Here is an 18,783-nt window from a genome sequence, read left to right on the forward strand (position 1 = left end):
AGATCGCGGGGATCAAGATGGTCGAAGCCTATCGCAGCCAGTATGGCTCCGACTTCATCAACGTGATGCCGACCAATTTGTACGGCCGCGGCGACAATTATCATCCCGAATACAGCCACGTCGTCGCTGCCTTGATCCGGCGCTTCCACGAGGCGAAGGTTTCGGGCGCAAAGAACATCGTGGTCTGGGGCACCGGCACGCCGCGGCGGGAGTTCCTCTATGTCGATGATCTTGCCGACGCCTGCATCCATTTGATGAAAACCTATTCCAGCGGCGAGCTTGTCAACATCGGCCTCGGCGACGACATTACCATCGCCGAATTCGCCCGGCTCGTTGCCGCGACCGTCGGCTATGCCGGCGAGATCAGCTATGATACCTCGCGGCCCGACGGGACGCCGCGCAAACTGCTCGATAGCGGCCGGCTCGCCAAGCTCGGCTGGCGCGCCAAGACCCGGCTCGAGGACGGCCTCAAGCTCGCCTATCAGGCTTACCTCAACGAATCCAAGCAAGCAGCCGAGTGATCGCTGCCGAGTGGTTGCCAGCCTTCGCAGCCCTCGCACGCGGCGGATTTTTTCCCAGCGCCGCCGCCATCGCCGATATCAGCGGCCTCATGAAGTAGGCGTCCTCGGCCGGCGATATGTCGGCGTGCAGCCCATGGGATTTCAGTTCATCGGAAACCACGGGGCCCACCGAAGCAATCGGCGTCTGCGCCAGCCCTTCTCGCAACCGTGCCTCGCATCCACGTGCTCGCGCGACTTCGACGAGGCGGCGGACCTGACCCAGATTGGTCAGCGCGATCGCATCGATGCGGCCCTGCGCCATCTCGTCGATGGCGGTGACGATGTTGGCGTCGGCGGCCTGCGCGTCATAGACATAGGGCAGCACGGTATCGACCTCGGCGCCCTGCGCCTTGATCGCGCCGACCAGGACGCTGTGATCCTTGTCCGGGTAGAGCTGCAGCCCAAGACGGTGGCCGCGCAGGTCGATGCGCGACAGCATCTCGGCGATGCCTTCGGAAGTCGGTTTCTCCGTCGTCACCTGCGGCTCCAGCCCGATTTCGCGCAGCGCACGGCCCGGTTTGGGGCCGCGCGCGAATTTGCGGGCCTTGCCAAGCGAGGCCACGAATTCCGGTTCGAGGCCGATGCGGCGCACGACCTTCATCAGCCGGCGGAGGCCTTCGCCGGTCATCAGCACCAGGTCGTCGCAAGGCGCGGCGACGAACCGCCTGATCCATGCCTCGATTGGCGCCGGATCGGGCGTGTCGTGAATGGTGAACATCGGACATTGCAGCACGTCCGCGCCTTGCTCGGTGAGCAGGCGGGAAAACTGCGCTTCCTCGCGCGTTTCCAGGATCAGGATACGGTAGCCGTTAAGTCTGTCAGCCATGGCCTCGCTCCAACGCCAATCGTTGTGCTTTGTTCATCATGACCCCGGTTTCCGGATTGGCGCAAGCCGGTTGGTGGTGATAGAGCAGGGCGCTAACAAGCGTCCCACGCCTCTGCCTGAATCGTAATCAAACCTGCGCCATGCCCGACCATCAATTCGTCCTGACACTGTCCTGCCCCGACCGCCCCGGCATCGTCTCCGCGGTGTCGACCTTTCTCGCCCATAACGGGCAGAACATTCTGGACGCCCAGCAGTTCGACGATGTCGAGACCGGAAAATTCTTCATGCGGGTGGTGTTCACCGCTGCCGACCTCGCGGTCGAACTGGCGGCGTTGCAGACCGGCTTTACCGCGATCGCCGACCGCTTTGGCATGGACTGGCAGATGCGCGATCGCGCCAGCCGCCGCCGGGTGATGTTGCTGGCTTCCAAATCGGATCATTGCCTGGTCGATATCCTCTATCGGTGGCGCACCGGCGAACTGGAGATGATCCCGACCGCGATCGTCTCCAATCATCCGCGCGAAACCTATGACAATCTCGATTTCGGCAGGATCCCGTTCCACTATCTGCCGGTCACCAAGGAGACCAAGCGCGAGCAGGAACAGGCGGTCCTGAAACTGGTGCAGGACAGCGGCACCGACCTCGTGGTGCTGGCGCGCTATATGCAGATTCTCTCGGATGAGATGTCAGAAGCGCTTTCGGGCCGCTGCATCAATATCCACCACTCGTTCCTGCCGGGCTTCAAAGGCGCTCGGCCCTATCACCAGGCGCATGAGCGCGGCGTCAAACTGATCGGTGCGACCGCACACTATGTGACGCGCGACCTCGATGAGGGCCCGATCATCGACCAGGACGTCGAGCGCATCAGCCATCGCGATACGCCGGAAGATCTTTCGCGCAAGGGCCGCGATATCGAGCGCCGCGTGCTGGCCCGCGCGATACGCCATCACCTCGAAGATCGTGTGATCCTCAACGGCCGGAAGACGGTGGTATTTGGCGACTGATCGAACGTCGACCCTAATCGAAGACCGGAAAGAAACTTCTTGGCTTCCATCCGAAGTCGCGTACCGCAGGCGTTGAATCGAAGGCCATATCCTTCATCATCCGGATGCCCATTGCCGCGTTGGCGCTTGGGAACAACGGCTTGGCGACGACAAATCCAGCTCGCCACAAGACAGGCGGTATTGAGAGTGTCCGTCGCGGCAGCCGCATCCCGTCAAAAATTCGACCGATCATCTCGCGGTAGGTGAGGGTTTCGCCGCCGGGCAACGAGTATATCTGGTTCGCCGCAGCTTGACTCAATGCTGCGGAGATCGCGCCGATGGCCAAGTCCTCCGCATGCACAGGCTGCCGTAAGCCCTGCGCGCCCCCGACGAGGGGCATAAAGCCAAATCTCCGAATAAGCCGCGACAGCGGCGTAATATTGCGATCCCGTCCTTCGGCATAGATGAGTGTCGGACGCAATATGGTCCATTCAATGCCGGCCCGTGAGCAGATACTTTCGATGTTTCGCTCCGCTTCGGCCAGCCTGGTCAAGGTTGCTCGTTCGGAAGCAATCTCGCTGTCAATTTTGGTAAGGACGCTTGTCGAGGTGAAGACAACAATTCGCTTCAGGGAAGGATTCAATAGATAGGGAAGAGCGCTGGACAACAGCGCAGCACTTGCCGTGCAAAACAGGGTCGTAAATGGTGGAAATTTGAAAGCTTCAGGTTTTTCAAGGTCGCCCAAAAACCAATCGATCCCCATCCCATCTTGTGGTGCCCTTGACAAGGCAAGGGGGCGTTGACCGCTGCGGACCAGGCGTTCAACGATGTAGCCGCCGACAAGGCCGGTGGCTCCAATAACCAGAATCTTCGTCTCAGTTTTGTTGTGTTCGGCTCGTTCATCCAATCCTAGCAATTCGATACCGCTCCCAGAATTCAAGCACCCGCGACCGGTCGATGGTCGAGAGTTATCTCCGTTGTTCCACTCTTCAGCCGGTATAAACCGGTCACTTTTCGCGGCATAGGGCGGAAGCAGCGATCCAGCCTTGAAATCGCGTCAGCAATAGGATTTTTGTCGGCAATACAACTTAAAAGTGTTGAAAGAAGCCTTCGTGCAGGAGCAGTGCGATATGGTATAATGAGACCGTCGTTGCAATTGCCCCATGGCGCGTCGGCAGTTGCCAAAGGTGCCTTGCGTCGCAGGTCCTTCATCATCCGATGTCGGTTCGGTCACGCCTGGCCCGGCCCGCAATTCTGCAACCAGGAGCCTCAAATCAATGCAAGCTGTTGAAAAACATAGCTGCTTCGGCTATCCGAGGAAAAAGGGCTCGGCGGGGTGGGCAAGTTGATTTTGCGATGCCCTTGTCGCACGGGATCGAATAGCCCCGAATTGACTTCGAGAGCTCTTCGTGGCGATCCGCATATTGGGTGATCAGTGATCAAATTTGGCTTGCTGGGGTGCGGACGTATCGCAAAGCGTCACGCTGATCTTCTTGGCGGCGGCCATATCGCTGGGGCCAAATTGGTTGCAGTCTGCGACGTGGTGCGTGAGCGGGCCGACACGATCGCCTCGCGGTTTGGCGTGCCGGCCTTCTTCAGCATTGATGAATTTCTGAGCCACAAGGATATGCAGGCGGTTTCGGTGTTGACGCCCAGCGGGATGCATCCCGTTCACGCCATTGCCGCTGCCAAGGCCGGCAAGCATGTCATCGTCGAAAAACCGATGGCGCTCCGGCTCGACGACGCCGATGCCATGATGAACGCCTGCGATGCTGCCGCCGTCAAGCTTTTCGTCGTGAAGCAGAACCGGTTCAATGTCCCCGTGATAAAGGCACGCGAAGCGCTCGAGGCCGGTCGCTTCGGACGATTGATCCTGGGAACCGTAAGGGTGCGCTGGTGTCGTGATCAGGCCTATTACGATCAGGATGCGTGGCGTGGAACCTGGGCATATGATGGAGGCGTTCTGGCCAACCAGGCAAGTCACCATGTTGATATGCTCGAGTGGTTCTTTGGCGACGTGGTCAGCGTTCACGCCCGGGCGGCAACTGCGCTGGTGAACATCGAAGCCGAAGACACTGCAGTGGCGACGCTCAAATTCAAGAACGGTGCGCTCGGAATCATCGAGGCGACAACGGCAGTCAGGCCAACGGATCTCGAAGGCTCGTTGTCAATACTTGGTGAGGGGGGAGCCGTTGAAATTGCGGGATTTGCCGTCAACAAGATCCGGCACTGGCAGTTCTCAAAGGAGCTTGATTCAGACAGAGAGGTTGTCGAAAAATTCTCGGTTAATCCGCCAAACGTCTACGGTTTTGGACACCAGGCCTATTACGAACATGTCGTCAAATGCCTTAACGATCAGGGTCCCGCGCTTGTCGATGGCCTTCAGGGTCGCAAGAGCCTTGAATTGATATCTGCGTTGTATGAATCCATCGAGACCGGCAAAGAAGTCTCTTTGAAGTTTGCCCCGCAATTATGCCGTCTCGGCGAACTGCCATGAACCAGCCCGAAATCCGACAGGTGGGCGTGCGTGACGTGGTATTCGGTGCTCGCGTCATTATCGTCGAGCCGTGCAATCTTTACGGTTGCGAAATTGGCGACGATTGCTTTATCGGCCCGTTCACTGAAATCCAGAAATCAGTACGGATTGGATCGCGAACGCGCGTTCAGTCCCACGCGTTTGTTTGCGAGCTTGTCACGATCGGCGACGATTGCTTCATCGGTCATGGGGTGATGTTCATCAACGACACGTTTTCGACGGGTGGTCCGGCGCGAGGCCGCAAGGAGTTGTGGCGCCATACGAAAATCGGAAATCGCGTATCGATCGGATCGGGGGCATCAATTCTGCCGGTTGAAATCTGCGACGATGTTGTGATCGGGGCCGGCGCGGTCGTTACCAAGGACATTACGTTGCCCGGATCCTACGCCGGAAATCCGGCGCGTCTAATTCGGCGCCATTGACAGCTACTGGTTCGAAATGAGGCTCCATCCCATGGCCGTGCCATACGCCGACCTCCATCTGCAATATGAGAGCATCAAGTCGGAAATCGACGCCGCGATAGCCGCCGTCATTCGTGACAGCTCCTTCATACGCGGTCCATACGTCGACAATTTCGAAGCTGCGTTTGGGGCCGCCGTCGGTTCCCCCCACTGCGTGTCTTGCGCAAACGGCACGGACGCTCTTTACGTCGCGATGCGGGCTTTGGGAGTTTCGCCCGGCGATGAGGTGATTACGACCGCGTGGTCCTGGATCAGCACATCGGCCATGATTACGCATGCCGGCGCGAACGTCGTTTTTTGTGATACGGACGCCGGCACCTACACGATCGATCCGGCCGCGATCGAAAATGCCATTACGCCGCGGACGGTGGGAATCATTCCGGTCCACCTTTACGGTCAGCCGGCCGACATGGACGCGATCATGCAGATCGCGCGTCGACACAAACTGTGGGTGATCGAAGACTGCGCGCAGGCTCATCTGGCCGAATACCGAGGCCAACAAGTCGGCACGTTCGGGGACGCCGCGACCTATTCGTTCTATCCCGGGAAAAATCTCGGAGCGATGGGAGACGCTGGCGCAATTGTGACCGGTCGCCCGGATCTTGCCGAACGAATGGCGGTGTTGGCGCGACACGGTGGTCTTGTCAAACATCAGCATCGTATCGAGGGGATCAACAGTCGTCTCGACGGCATGCAGGCCGCTATCCTTTCGGCAAAGTTGCCGCATCTCACTCGGTGGACGGAGGCTCGGCAGGCGGCGGCAAAGGTTTATGACGCCGGCCTCAATCAGATCGAAGACGTCGTTGTTCCTCAGGTGGCTCCGGACCGTACCCATGTGTATCATCTTTATACCATCCAGCATCCGGAACGCGACAAGCTCGCCGCCCACCTGAGCGCAAACAGCGTACAAACCGCCGTCAACTACCCGGTGGCTCTTCCGTTTCTGGAAGCCTATGGACGATTGGAGCATCGTCCAGAGCAGTTTCCGAATGCGCATCGGGCTCAAAGCCGGATCTTGTCTTTGCCGATGTTTGCGGAAATCACGGCGCCGCAACAGAAGACCGTGGTCGATCTCATTCGCGCCTTCGGTTAGTCGTGCTGCGCAGTGCAGGCGATATCGATTATGAAATGGTTGCGCATTTCTCATGAAGAGCGGTTCCCGACTGCTGGCAAATTCGACCTGGAATGCCATGGCATTCCTCGTCAGCGTCGGGTTGAACTTGCTGATCCTGCCGTTTGTCGTCGGTAAATTGGGCGTTGCATCCTTCGGGATGGCGGGGCTTGTCGTCGCCACCATTGCGCCTGCTCTCATTTTCAGCGGCTCGCTCGCCATGATGTCGACGCGTGAGTTTGCCCGAACGCTCGCCTCGGGAGCGCGCCATGAGACTCGACAGTTTTTTGTAACAGCGCAGTTTCTCAGCCTGGCGGTCGGAATTCCACTTGTGGGCCTCTTTTGGCTCGTCGGCCCGGCTTTTGCGCAGCGCGTTTTTCGTCTGGGCGGCGACCTGGCGGCCGATCTTTTCGCTGCGTTCGCTTTCGGTGCGGTGGGGTGGCTTTTCCAGTGCATCGCCGGCGTGTGCCTGGCGCTGTTCACGGCCCATCAGGATTACGCACGGCTGGCTCTGGTAAGCGTCGCAGGCAGCGTGGCGTCGACACTTTCAATGCTTCTGTTGATCCCGCACTGGCCGCAGGCCTCGACTTTCGTGGCCTGTCAAATGATCGGTTTTGCCGTCAATTTGCTGCTGTCGATGCTGCTGGCGCGACTGCTATGCCCAGATGTGGTGGCGTTTCCAGCGCTGCATTCCAGATCACTGGCATCTCTCCTGCACATCGGCAAATGGCAGGCGCTGGCGCAGGGCGGTGGATTGGTCGCCGGACAGGCGGAACGCTATCTGCTCGGCATGTTTCTTCAGCCGCAGAACGTCGGATACTATTCGATCGCGCTGCGCGCGGAGGAAGCAATTTACATTGGTGTTCTCAAGATTGGCGAGATTCTGTTCCCATTCTTCAGTGCTTTGCAGGGCGAGAGCGACGAGCGCGTCGGCGACCTGTTTTTTCGTGCATCATGGATATTGAACGTGCTCGCCGTAACGGTGCTCGGAGCTCTCATTCCTGTGGCTGGTAATGTGCTGTACCTATGGACCGGCCCGGAAGTTGCGGCCGAAGGCCAGCGCGTGCTGATCGTGCTGGCCTTGGCAGGCATCCTTGGCAGCGGTACCAACGTTTTCACGTTCTATCTGATGGCGAAGGGCAGGACACGCGCAAACGCCGCGATATCGCTGGTCACCGCGCTATTCACCCTCGGAACCAGTGCGGTGGCGCTTCCCTATTTTGGATGGCCGGCGGCGGGTTGGAGTGCATGTGCCGGCGTACTGGCCCAGATGGTTTTGATGACGCTGCTGCTGCGGCGGAGTTTCGCCTTGCCGGACATCGGGTTGCGGGTTTGGCATTTTGTCCTGATGCCGATTGGAGTAGGGGTCGTCGCTGCAATCCTGTTGCGAGTCTGGATTACGACCTATGGGATAGATCAAGGCGCCGCTTTGTGGGAGGTTGCCGGCTATTACGCTCTTTCGGCCGCGGCGATCCTGATGGCTGTCATTGCCGTTTCCAGCATCGGCCCCTACGGAGCAATTTGCCGGCGGGATCTGTATCGCATCGTAACGCGGTTTCTCCCCGCGCGGAGCTTCTGATTCATGTGCGGTATTGCTGGTATCGTCGATCTGCGCGGCGAAGCCGTCGCCCCATCTGCCATCGAGAAAATTACCGGCCTGATCGCTCACCGCGGTCCCGATGGTGCCGGATTCTGGTTCAGCGATGACAGGCGGATCGCGCTCGGACACCGGCGTTTGGCGATTATCGACCCCGGCGCCCGTGGCGATCAGCCGATGTATTCGCCAGATGGCCGTTTTGTCATCGTCTATAATGGCGAGGTCTACAATTTCCTCGAATTGCGGGCGGAGTTGCACGCTGCGGGTGTCCCGTTCCGCACCGAGTCCGATACGGAAGTGATCCTCGCCGCCTGGCAGGCGTGGGGACCGGACATGCTCTTGCGCTTCAACGGAATGTGGGCCCTGGCGATCGCGGACAAGGTATCCGGCGACGTGTTCCTCGCCCGCGACCGGTTCGGCATCAAACCATTGCTCTATTCGATTTCGGATGGCCGCCTGGTGTTTGCGTCGGAAATGCGTGCCATTGTTCGATCCGGATTGGTGCCTACCGACATTGATGCAGATGCTGCGCGCCGGATCATGGTCGATGCCTTTGGCATAGAGGGAAGCGAGAGGACCCTGCACCGGGAAATCAAGCGGTTGCAGGGCGGGCACCATCTTTGGATAAGGGGCGGCCGTACCAGCGTTACGCGCTGGTGGCGTACGCTGGATCATCTGCCTCAGTTACCTTCCACCGAGGCCGAGCGGGTCGAACGTTTCGGCCAGATTTTTCGAGATGCCGTGGCTTTGCGCATGCGCAGTGACGTGCCGATTGGCACTTGCCTGTCCGGTGGATTCGATTCCTCTGCCATCATTTGTACGATGTCCGAGGCCGAGAAGAAGGGGATGGGGCCGCGTGGCAATCATGCCTGGCGGCACGCCTTTGTCGCGTCGTTTCCGGGATCTCCCAACGACGAACGGCCACAGGCCGAGGAAGCCGCTGCCTGGGCCGGTGTCGAGCCCACGATACTGCAAATCGGCGACGACGACGCCTTGCGGGATTTCGATCGCGTGCTCGAAGACATGGACGAGGTCTACATTGGCCTGCCAACGGCCGTCTGGTTGATCTATCGGGAATTGCGTCGCCAAAAAGTGCTTGTTTCGCTCGATGGCCATGGTGCTGATGAATTGATGGGGGGCTATCTGCAGGCGGGTGGTACGGGAGCGTTTTGGATGCGTAACGTTCTTTCTGGCATCACGGAGCGCTGGCGGTTTTTGGCAAACGCCGTCGATTTTGCGCGCGCGGCGCTGCTCAAGCGACGAGGCCATTTTTTCCTGCGGGGCGGGCTTTCCTCGCTGCCGCGGGGGTTCGCGGTGGTTGGCGACGAGGACCGTTTGCCAACCGAGTGGGGCTCCTTCAATCGCAGGCTCTATCGTATGCTCCATGGAACCGTTCTGCCGACAATCCTGCGCAACTTCGACCGCCTGTCGATGGCGCACGGGATAGAAGTGCGGATGCCTTTTCTGGATTGGCGGCTGGTGACCTATGCGGTTGCTCTTCCGGAAGAGGCCAAGTACGCCGACGGATACTCGAAGTTGATTGCGCGTCGTGCCATGACCGGCTGCATGCCGGAATCAATCCGGACCGCAAAGCGCAAGATCGGCTTCAATTCGCCGATGCCGGAATGGTTGAACGGTCCGCTTTCTTGCTGGACCGCATCCTTGCTGGCAAGGAAGGTTGAGGCCTTCACGGAACTGGTCGATGAGCCGGCGTTCGAGAAGGCAGTTTTGAAATTGAATCGTGACAGGTCGTGGGATTGGGAGTCGGCGGGACGAATTTGGCCCTATCTCCATATGAAGTGGGTACTGGCTCGCCTGCCGTGATGACGTTTTTTGAAGAGAATAGTATGTCCAATCCCTTCACGCCCGCTCGGTTCTTCTCGGGTTGCGAAATTCTGTCGAATCCCCGGTATTGAAGTCTATTTAGCCAGCACCATCAGCGACCAGCCTCCCAAAATACGGGCGGCAAGATCCGGCGAGACCTTTGATAACAGCGCGCGCGGTAGCTTCATCAGGTTGGTGCGTAACCTGCTGCTGTCAAGTTCAACTGCTCGCGCGGTGAAATCGGTGTCGATTATCTCGTAGCCGCAGTACCTGATCGTCTCGATCGCAGTTTCCTTGGTGAAATAGTGCAGGTGCCCCACGCGCCGCCGTGCGTCCAGCAGCGTATCGCTCCGCGCTACCGAAAAGACCGATAGATCGAGCGGGATGTGAAAAACCTTGTAATCCGCATAGCTGCGGATCGATCTGATGAATCCGATATAGTCGTCGACATGCTCGAACACATCAATGCACAGCAGGGCGTCGAAGTGGACTTTCTCGTCCAGCATGTTGCTGTTGACATAGTGTAAGCCGGGACGTTCGCGCTTTCGCGCCAGCTCGAAGGCTTGCCCGGACATCTCATAGCCAACGAAGGTGCTTTCAGGCAGGAGAGTCTTGAGCTGTACCAATATCTCGCCCGCGCCACAGCCGATTTCTGCGATCCGGGAAGGATTGAGATTGTTTCTGCGCAAGGTGCTGCATATCTTGGCGGCCTTCCAGGCTGAATCCTCGGCATGCCAAGTGGGATTGTTCGCGAGATACTCCGCGTTGGAATAGATCGACTCCGTTTCGAGCTGGTGGCCCACGGTATTCTTGCTGCTCATGCGCTATTCCGGTCTCGTATGCCCGTCGCCTGAAGCGAAAAACTGGCCTATTTCGCAGCAGCACATGGGGGTGTCAACTGTGGGCGAACCAATGGTCAGTTGGCGTGTCTGAGCTGCAGGCGCGTTGAGTGTTGTTATTCGTGTGCAGTTTGCTATCTCATGGCATCCTTTGGCGGACCCTTGATGCGGTTATTTCAGAATAGCGCTCTTTACCCATCTTACCTGCAGCATTTTGATGGTCTCGCGGCTGGGGCCGTTAGCTTCGACGATCGACTGCGCGTGTTCCTGGACGACAGGTTCGGTGCGTTGCATTTCCTCCAGCCGGTCCTTGACCGGTCGCCCGATGCATTTTTTACCAACGCTAACGACACGACGCTGCAGACGTACTGGGCGCGCGAGCACGGAATGGCGTCGACGAGCGCGCCGGAGGACATTCTTCTTGCGCAGATCGAACATCATCGCGCTGACGTGTTCTACAATCTGGATCCGATCCGCTACAGCAGCAGCTTTGTTCGCAAGCTGCCTGGATGTGTAAGGAAGGCCGTATGCTGGCGTGCTGCGCCATCGGGTGGCGTCGATCTGTCGGCTTACGATGCCGTTGTCAGTAATTTTCCCTCTATCCTTGATGACTGGCGACGAAAGGGTTGCAATGTTGCGCCGTTTTTTCCGGCGATCGATCCGCTGATGGATCAGTATGGTCGCGGCGATCGGCCTATCGACGTGCTGTTCGTTGGCGGTTACTCCCGACACCATTCGCGTCGTGCGAGCATTTTGGAGCGGGTCGCTGCACTCGCCGAGAGACGAAACGTGGTGTTCTGCCTTGACGCATCGCGTCTGACGCAGCTCGCCGAAACCGCTCTCGGGTTTTTGCCGCCCCTGAAGAAGCATCGCCGACCTCGCGCCATATCGAAAATTGCCAGACCACCTGTCTTCGGACGGCAGCTCTATGATCTCATCGGGCGATCCAGGATCGTGCTCAACGGGGCGATCGATATGGCGGGAGCGGACCGCGGCAACATGAGATGCTTCGAGGCCATGGGGTGCGGTGCCTTGCTGGTGTCGGATGACGGGCGGTACCCAGAGGCGATGGAACCTGGCGTCACAATCGCGACCTATGGCTCGCCCGAGGAAGCGCTTACCCTCATCGAGGAGCGGCTGGCGGGCTGGGATGAATCGTCGAGGATTGCCTCGCTCGGTCGCGAAAGGGTCGCCGCCGCCTACGGTAAGCCATTGCAATGGAAGAGCTTTGTTGATCTCGTCGGGCGGTTATGATCGTGCTAATTACTCCCGGCCAATAGCGCAGTTGAACTACATGAACCTTCATCGTCTAGCCCAGCAGATCCTGGGGCGTGCAACCTGCAGGGTCGGTGCGAGGTCGCGCCTCAGTCAAGCGGCACGCATCAAAAATGCCGCAGGCGACTCCGATCGTATCCTGATTGGCAGCGATACATTTGTGCGCGGCGAGCTGATGACGTTCGGGCACGGGGGGAGAATTGTGCTGGGCGATTGGTGCTATGTGGGAGACGGAACCCGCATTTGGTCCGCTGTATCGATCGAAATCGGACATCGCGTCTTGATTTCCCATTCCGTCAATATATTCGATAACCTCACGCATCCGCTGCAAGCCTCGCAACGACACCAGCAGGCCAGGGAAATATTCGAGCGTGGTCATCCGCGTAAGCTGGAGTTGGGCGAGCAGCCTGTCACGATTCACGACGACGCCTGGATAGGCGCGGGCGCCTTTGTTCTGCGCGGCGTCACCATCGGGCAGGGTGCGATCGTCGCCGCCGGGGCGGTCGTCACCAGGGATGTGCCGGCGTTCTCGATCGCGGCAGGAAATCCCGCAGTCGTTGTCAGGGAGCTATCGCCCGATGAGCGCTGATCCCAAGCTGTCGTCCTGGGAAGAGGCGGTCGTCTGGTTTCGAAATCAACCCGAGCAGCAGCAAGTTGCGCGCGACGCATACTACGATGACCCATTGGTGGATGCCGCGGCGCGTTACCATGCATCGGACGAGTGGCGCGCCGTCTCCAAGCTATTGCATGGTCGTCGTGGCCGAGCGCTCGATATCGGAGCTGGCCGTGGTATCGCCAGCTACGCACTGGCCCGTGATGGTTTCGCAGTCACGGCCCTTGAGCCCGACCCAAGCGAGATTGTTGGCGCAGCGGCGATACGCATGCTCGCGCACGATGCCGGAATTGCCATTGACATTGTCGAGGAAGTTTCCGAGCGGCTGCCGTTTGCCGATGGGAGCTTCGATGTCGTGTTTGCGCGTGCGGTGCTTCATCACACGACCAATCTGGAAGGTGCATGCAGTGAAATCTATCGCGTACTGAAGCCGGGTGGCATTGCGGTTGCCGCCCGCGAACACGTTATCAGTCGTGATTCCGACCTTCAGAAGTTTCTGGATCAGCATCCGCTGCATCGGCTCTATGGCGGTGAGAACGCCTTTCGTCTTGATCGGTACGTTGGCGCGTTGCGCACTGCCGGCTTTGAGCCGCTTGAGATACTTCGACCGCTTACGAGCCCGATCAACTTGTTTCCTTATACCATTGAGAGCTTGCGATCGGCTGTCGTCTCACGGCTTTCGGCCAGGCTTCCCGTGCCGGGCTGGCGGGCGCTCCTGAGTCATGACCGTATATTCAGATTCATGCTGTTGATCGCTGCACAATTCGACAACCGGCCCGGTCGACTCTATTCGTTTGTGGGATACAAGCCCGAGCAATGAAGCCGATGTCGGCCATCTTTCACTAAGAACTATTGCGACGTCTTGTTGGAAACGATTTCCTCGTAGATCGCCACGGCCTGTTCTGCCGATCTCTCCCAGTTGAAGAACTGAGTGACACGCGCGCGCCCGGCATCGCCCATCGCCTTGCGGAGTGGCTGGTCGGCACACAGCCGGTCCAGCGCCGAAGCGAGTGCCGCGGGATCGCCGGGCTTCATCAAGATCCCCGTGTCGGCGGAAACTTCGAATGGAATTCCGCCGATCAAGGTCGAAACCACCGGCAGGCCGCTGGCCATGGCTTCGAGAATGACAAGTGGCAGCGTATCGGCGCGCGAGGGGAAGACGAACAAGTCGACGCTCTGATAGAGGGCGCGCAATTCTTCGCGGGTGATGAAGTCGGTGAACAGAATCTTCTCACTGCCGGCAGGCATGCCGTTGTCAGCAAGGATCTGCGCATGCTCCTTCTGCGAACGGATAGCACCGGCGACAACAGCCACAGCCTTTTCGCGCATCAGGGGCAGGGCTCTGAGCAGTACGTCCAGGCCCTTGTTTGCCGTGTGGTTGCCCACATACAGCATGAGTGGGCGGTCCGTCGGAAGGGCGAAGCGTGCGACCAGTCGTTGCCGCTCGGCCTCTGAAACAGGAATCGTGAAGTAGGGGTCCACGCCATTGGATACGACGCGAAGATTGCGAGCATGCACCCCCATGCCGGATAGAACAGGTTCCTCCTGAGGCGAGAGCATCAGGACTCTCGCCGCGTTCTGCGCCACGTGAACGACTGGTCGGCGCACCAGCAATTCCAGCAATGGTTTCTGCCAGGCCGGGGCACCGAAGCCTTGTGAGAATTCGTTGAATTCGATGAAGCCGTGCGTTGAAATCACGTAGGGGATTTTTAGCTCGTCGCAGGCCTGCGCCGCCGCCTTGAGCGCACCCGGTGGATGCGGATTGTGAAAATGAATGACATCGAACTTTCCCTCGCGAAGCCATGGCTTGATATTCGCCCGCCATGCGAGAGTGACGGCTTGCCGCGGCAGGACGCGCCGCAGGGGCAGAAGGGGATTTGCTGCCTTTTGACGAATGATGCGCAGGCCGTTCTCGACGGTTTCGCCGTTGTCCTCGGCCATCAGCAACAGCGAGCTGTCGATCTGCTTTGCGATTCTCTCGGTTAATTGGATCGCAGCCGATACCCCTCCGCTTGCCTTGAACGTCGGTGGCGTGATGACGACCGCGCCAACGCGCAGCTTGGTAGCCGTCACGTTAGTCCATCCTCCATCCGATTTGCCCACGCCCGATTCATGCTTTCGGCAAGTGAAACAGACGGGGCCCAGTCGGTAATTTGCTTCAGCTTTTGGGTTGAGGCCTTCAGCATCGGACGATCGACCGCGCGCACACGAAGCGGATCCTGTTGAATGTCGAGCGTCATTCCGGCCGCCGTTCCGATCGTCGCGACGACGTCACCCACGGAGTGCGTGCTGCCGGTGCCAAGATTCGAAATCAGCGGGCCGCCCTCGAAAGCATCGTGCTTGGCGAGCGCGCGGAATCCATAAGCAACGTCGCTGACGTCGATATAGTCCCGGTGCGGAAACAGGTTTCCGAGCGCGAGTTGGTGGTTACCGGAAGCAAGCTGGCTGATGATCGCGGGCACCAGATGCGGGTTGGTCTCGCCGGGCCCGACGACGTTGAAAAGTCTGACGATGATGCCGCGGACCTTGTTTTGGTTGTGGTAATGCCTGACAAAATGCTCGCCGTGCAATTTTGTGTAGCCGTAGACATCGACCGGGCCGAGGTCTTGGTCGCGTTCCAGATGCGCGTCGGGCAATGGTCGGTAGACGGCGGCCGATGAAGCGAAGACGAACTTGGTCCCGGCCGGGGCTGCGTTCAGCAGATTGACGGTTCCCGCCACGTTGATTGCGGCCGTATTCCCGGGCTCGGCCTCGCACGCTGGAATGAAATGAACGGCAGCCAAATGATAGATGATCGACGGCCGTATCTTGTTGAGCAATTCGGAAACCGTATCCGCGTCGCGGATATCGTGCCGGTGCAGTACGAAAGCTTGCCGGTCCATCTGCGCCAGGCGATGTTCACCGCTCGCCATATTGTCCAGTACGTGGACTTCGCAATCTCTCTCGGCGATAAGCTGGCGCACCAACTCCCGGCCCACGTATCCGTTCCCGCCCGTTACCAAAACCGGATCTTTAGTCATAACGAGCGTGCCTTGGAGTGAAGAGTTTCGAATGGCTGATTGGAGCGCACTCTCTGGATAAGGAATAAACCTCCAGGAGAGTCAACAGCTAAAACGTCATGCCTTCGGGGGCGTTAGCGTTGCGGGATTTGTCCCGACAGCTGCGAGTGATCTCATAAGTCATCGGATACAGTAGCGTGTTTGTTCAGAAGCCGACGCATCAGTTGCCGGTATGAATTCAACGCGGTTGGTCGCGCATAGCTACGGGCAATCTCGGTCGCCCGCCGACCCTTCTCTTGGGTATTGCCGGCAGCCGATGCTGCGAGCTCGACGGTACGAGCAATTGCGGCGGGATCTTCGGGTTGTACGACCCAGCCCAAGTCATGTTCCTGCACGAGAAGAGCAGCCTCCGCATCTGGCTCGGAGCAGATTATCACCGGTCGCCCCACGGCGAGCAGATTATAGATCCGGCTTGGTACAGACACGCCGGTATTGTTTTTACGATACGGGATTATCCAAATATCGGCAGCCGACAGGAATTCTTCCAGCTCCGCTTCGGGTACGCGCTCAATCAAAGTGACGTTACGCAGGGGCGTCGCCGCCTGTCTTTTCTTCAATGTGGTCCAGCCGACGCCCTCGCCCGAAAACAGGAAGTGAATGTCCGTATTATTTTCCAGTATTCGAGCAGCTTCGAATACTGAGTTTGGGTCGTGCGTGAATCCCGCGTTTCCAGACATGGCCACCAGAAATTTGCTTCCGCAGCGGACGCGAAAGGAATTCTCGGTGACGACTCGATGCTGAATAGGAAGCGTTGGCCAATTTGGGATAAAGACGATCTTGCTTGGCTGCATGCGTGGATAGGCCATCAACAGCACATTCATGTCGCGCCCGATGGTGACGACAGCGTCGAGCCATTTGAACAAGACAGAGTTCGCCCAACGCATGATTTTTGTTACTATGGAGCGGGGATGCAGAATTCCGGCCATGACAAGCGTGTCCGGATAGAAGTCATGAATAATAAGTGCCGCGGGGATTTTGCGGAGCCTTGCTGCTACAGTTACGGCGTACGGAACTGTGAAAGGCGTCGTAACGCAAAGAATGGCATCCTCGCGGCGGGCGTGCTTCAGGATGGCAAAGAACACCTGTAACGCGAACAGGACTGCGGCAAGTGATCTCGAAACCAGTGCTGATTTTCCCGGCCACCAGCTCTTTATCTCAATAATTGTCGGGAAGGATGACTTCGGGGGCGCCTTCGAGTTGGAGCCGGGCGAGCCCGACAGAACGGTGACGTCGCAGTCGCGAGCCAACTCCTCGGCAATCTCGGTCATGTAGGCCGAGGTCGTACTCGGAAACGGGGCATAATGCTGGGAAACGAGCAGGATTTTCCCGGTGCTCTGCACCAGGGGACTCGGCAGTATCGATCCGTCTGGCGCCCGATGCTGGTGCCGATTTCGCGTTAGCTCGTCGTAGAGTTCGACGACGGAGTTCCCGATGATTTTGGCTGACAGCTTTTCGACGACGAGCTTTCTCGCAGCCTGTCCGTAACGGTCGCGAAGCTGGGACGACTTCGCCAGGCCAAGGATCGCCGCAGCAAGTGCCAATGGCTCCTCGATAGGCACCAGGACGCCGGTCTGATCATGGATGACAACCTCGCGGCAACCCGGAGCGTCGGTGGCGATCATCGCTCTGCCGCATGCTGCTGCTTCAAGCAGACTCATGGGCAGGCCTTCTCGATGCGACGGCAACACGGCAAAATGGCAGCGCCGCCAAAGCGAGACGATATTTTCGATGTGCCCAAGCCAGGTGATTCCCGGCCGTTGGCTCCATTCCCACGCTTCTTCAATTTGGACGGAGGCGGGGTTGGCTGGATCGGGATTACCGGCAATGATCAGGTTTATATCGTGACCTTGTTCTCGCAAAATGCCGTGGGCGGCTACCAGCGCCCGGATTCCTTTGTCGGTCAGCAAGCGCCCGGCGAAGCCCATCGTGATTGGGCCAGTCGGCTCCGGCAGTGGCTGCAACACATCAGTATCGACACCGGATCCGGGGATCAGGATAGTTCGACCGTGCTCTATCCCAAGGCTTTCGAGGGCAGACAGATCGTCGGGATTCTGGACGAGAACAACGCTTTGCTTCCTATTGAAGAGCCAGGGAAGGAGTATAGCCATGCTTCGCTTCAGAAGCCGTGTTCGCCAAGTCACCGAAGTGAAGATGTAGCCCAGGCCGGTAATTGCGTTAACAAGCGGGATTTTTCTTCCCAAAGCTGCAATCGATCCATACACGCAGCATTGCAAGCCGGAGTGATGAACGATCTGCGGCCTGATCTTGCTTTCAAGCCGTCGAAGTGCGGCGATTGTCGGAACTGCTGCAAATGGAGATAATCCGCCTCGGCGGAATGGTATCCTATGAAGCGTGAAGCCCTCTGCTTCTATGGCGGTCGCGCCTTTATCGACGCGCGTTGCCACGTGCACTTCATAGCCTGCGGCGCGCGCAGCTCTCGCCATCGGCAGCCGGTTGAGCAAAAACGCGAAGTCTTCGTTTACCACGTATAACAAGCGCGGGCGCGCGGTAGTCGTTGCGAAAGCCATGCAACTCACATCGTTTGATTTGCTGTTAGAACGGTCCCGCACCCATTTGGGCTGATACCACAATGAAATGGACGTCGATGCCGTGGGCGTCGAAATGCCGAGTCACCCTACGCCGTTCGGGCTTCGAACTGAAGGGATCACGTCATCATTGTTGCCAGGGTTCGCGAGCTGGTATTTTGCAATCGCCCAGGAGCGGGTGGCCGATCCGGCCTTACGATGCGGACGGCCGCTCCGTATCGTCTCGTTAGCGAATTGCATCCTGCGAGGATGAAGCAGGTTTTGCTTCCTCGCCGCGTTCTGCGGCAGGCAGCAGCCGTTTCCGCTCGCGTTCCCTCATGAACTCGTCGTACTTCGCGGTGCCCGGCCGCGGTGGCGCGTCCGCCGGCACGCCTCCGGCCCAGGCCGGAATGGCGTCGCTGACCCCGGCCGAGATTTTTTCGTTGATGGTTCCGCAGCCGCTCAGCGAGCAGCCCGCGAACGCGACGGCAACGAGGACAAGGATTTGGGGGGCACGGATCGACATGGGCGGCAGGTTACAACTTAGACCTTTAAGGATCATGGATTTGAGGCC

Annotated in this window: 17 protein-coding genes; 10 read left to right on the forward strand and 7 right to left on the reverse strand. The window is 58.7% G+C overall.

Annotated features, from left to right (window positions below; all coding sequences use genetic code 11):
- Positions 1-521: NAD-dependent epimerase/dehydratase family protein (locus JQ575_RS23735; RefSeq protein ID WP_212035578.1), on the forward strand; the 521-nt coding region annotated here is incomplete at its 5' end.
- Here the strand turns inward: JQ575_RS23735 and JQ575_RS23740 are convergent.
- Entirely contained in the window at positions 493-1,386 is an 894-nt protein-coding gene (locus JQ575_RS23740; RefSeq protein ID WP_212035579.1) for a uroporphyrinogen-III synthase, read from the reverse strand. The genes JQ575_RS23735 and JQ575_RS23740 overlap by 29 nt on opposite strands.
- A gap of 140 nt (positions 1,387-1,526) precedes the next feature.
- Between JQ575_RS23740 and purU the strand changes: the two genes are divergently transcribed.
- On the forward strand, positions 1,527-2,390 hold the full coding sequence (gene purU / locus JQ575_RS23745) for a formyltetrahydrofolate deformylase (protein WP_212035580.1): 864 nt from the start codon (positions 1,527-1,529) through the stop codon (positions 2,388-2,390).
- A gap of 13 nt (positions 2,391-2,403) precedes the next feature.
- On the opposite strand, the gene JQ575_RS23750 is transcribed toward purU, so the two are convergent.
- Complete coding sequence (locus JQ575_RS23750) at positions 2,404-3,285, reverse strand: SDR family oxidoreductase (protein ID WP_249166850.1); 882 nt, start codon at positions 3,283-3,285, stop codon at positions 2,404-2,406.
- Between the two features lie 519 nt (positions 3,286-3,804).
- Between JQ575_RS23750 and JQ575_RS23755 the strand changes: the two genes are divergently transcribed.
- From JQ575_RS23755 to asnB, 5 genes are read left to right on the forward strand one after another with little or no spacing between them, the layout of a single operon-like run.
- Positions 3,805-4,866 (forward strand): Gfo/Idh/MocA family protein, encoded by a 1,062-nt coding sequence (locus JQ575_RS23755; protein WP_212035581.1) that lies wholly within the window; start codon positions 3,805-3,807, stop codon positions 4,864-4,866.
- On the forward strand, positions 4,863-5,327 hold the full coding sequence (locus JQ575_RS23760) for an acyltransferase (protein WP_212035582.1): 465 nt from the start codon (positions 4,863-4,865) through the stop codon (positions 5,325-5,327). The genes JQ575_RS23755 and JQ575_RS23760 overlap by 4 nt, the downstream gene beginning before the upstream one ends.
- A 31-nt stretch (positions 5,328-5,358) precedes the next feature.
- Entirely contained in the window at positions 5,359-6,459 is a 1,101-nt protein-coding gene (locus JQ575_RS23765; RefSeq protein ID WP_212035583.1) for a DegT/DnrJ/EryC1/StrS aminotransferase family protein, read from the forward strand.
- A 52-nt stretch (positions 6,460-6,511) separates the two neighbouring features.
- On the forward strand, positions 6,512-8,056 hold the full coding sequence (locus tag JQ575_RS23770) for a lipopolysaccharide biosynthesis protein (protein ID WP_212035584.1): 1,545 nt from the start codon (positions 6,512-6,514) through the stop codon (positions 8,054-8,056).
- Between the two features lie 3 nt (positions 8,057-8,059).
- Positions 8,060-9,898, forward strand: a complete 1,839-nt coding sequence (gene asnB / locus JQ575_RS23775; protein WP_212035585.1) for an asparagine synthase (glutamine-hydrolyzing) — start codon at positions 8,060-8,062, stop codon at positions 9,896-9,898.
- 95 nt (positions 9,899-9,993) lie between these two features.
- On the opposite strand, the gene JQ575_RS23780 is transcribed toward asnB, so the two are convergent.
- The gene (locus JQ575_RS23780) at positions 9,994-10,719 is read right to left on the reverse strand and encodes a bifunctional 2-polyprenyl-6-hydroxyphenol methylase/3-demethylubiquinol 3-O-methyltransferase UbiG (protein WP_212035586.1); all 726 of its coding nucleotides are present in this window, start codon (positions 10,717-10,719) and stop codon (positions 9,994-9,996) included.
- Between the two features lie 183 nt (positions 10,720-10,902).
- Here JQ575_RS23780 and JQ575_RS23785 point away from each other — a divergent pair, with 183 nt between their 5' ends.
- Genes JQ575_RS23785 through JQ575_RS23795 form a run of 3 tightly spaced genes read left to right on the forward strand, consistent with a single transcriptional unit; the run spans position 10,903 to position 13,445 of the window.
- Positions 10,903-11,991, forward strand: a complete 1,089-nt coding sequence (locus JQ575_RS23785) for a glycosyltransferase (protein ID WP_212035587.1) — start codon at positions 10,903-10,905, stop codon at positions 11,989-11,991.
- Between the two features lie 40 nt (positions 11,992-12,031).
- The gene (locus tag JQ575_RS23790) at positions 12,032-12,601 is read left to right on the forward strand and encodes a DapH/DapD/GlmU-related protein (protein ID WP_212035677.1); all 570 of its coding nucleotides are present in this window, start codon (positions 12,032-12,034) and stop codon (positions 12,599-12,601) included.
- Complete coding sequence (locus JQ575_RS23795; protein ID WP_212035588.1) at positions 12,591-13,445, forward strand: class I SAM-dependent methyltransferase; 855 nt, start codon at positions 12,591-12,593, stop codon at positions 13,443-13,445. Before JQ575_RS23790 ends, JQ575_RS23795 begins: the two co-directional genes overlap by 11 nt.
- 29 nt (positions 13,446-13,474) lie before the next feature.
- On the opposite strand, the gene JQ575_RS23800 is transcribed toward JQ575_RS23795, so the two are convergent.
- The 4 genes from JQ575_RS23800 to JQ575_RS23820 form a co-directional block, all read right to left on the reverse strand.
- Positions 13,475-14,698, reverse strand: coding sequence for a glycosyltransferase family 4 protein (locus tag JQ575_RS23800; RefSeq protein WP_212035589.1), 1,224 nt, complete (start codon positions 14,696-14,698; stop codon positions 13,475-13,477).
- On the reverse strand, positions 14,695-15,645 hold the full coding sequence (locus tag JQ575_RS23805) for an NAD(P)-dependent oxidoreductase (RefSeq protein ID WP_249166851.1): 951 nt from the start codon (positions 15,643-15,645) through the stop codon (positions 14,695-14,697). Before JQ575_RS23805 ends, JQ575_RS23800 begins: the two co-directional genes overlap by 4 nt.
- 152 nt (positions 15,646-15,797) lie before the next feature.
- Positions 15,798-18,212: a glycosyltransferase gene (locus tag JQ575_RS46140; protein ID WP_312016007.1), complete on the reverse strand. Its 2,415-nt coding sequence runs from the start codon at positions 18,210-18,212 to the stop codon at positions 15,798-15,800.
- Between the two features lie 244 nt (positions 18,213-18,456).
- Positions 18,457-18,735, reverse strand: a complete 279-nt coding sequence (locus JQ575_RS23820) for a hypothetical protein (RefSeq protein ID WP_212035591.1) — start codon at positions 18,733-18,735, stop codon at positions 18,457-18,459.
- Positions 18,736-18,783 lie beyond the last annotated feature (48 nt).

The sequence above is a fragment of the Bradyrhizobium sp. JYMT SZCCT0428 genome, from assembly GCF_018131075.1.
GTDB lineage: Bacteria > Pseudomonadota > Alphaproteobacteria > Rhizobiales > Xanthobacteraceae > Bradyrhizobium.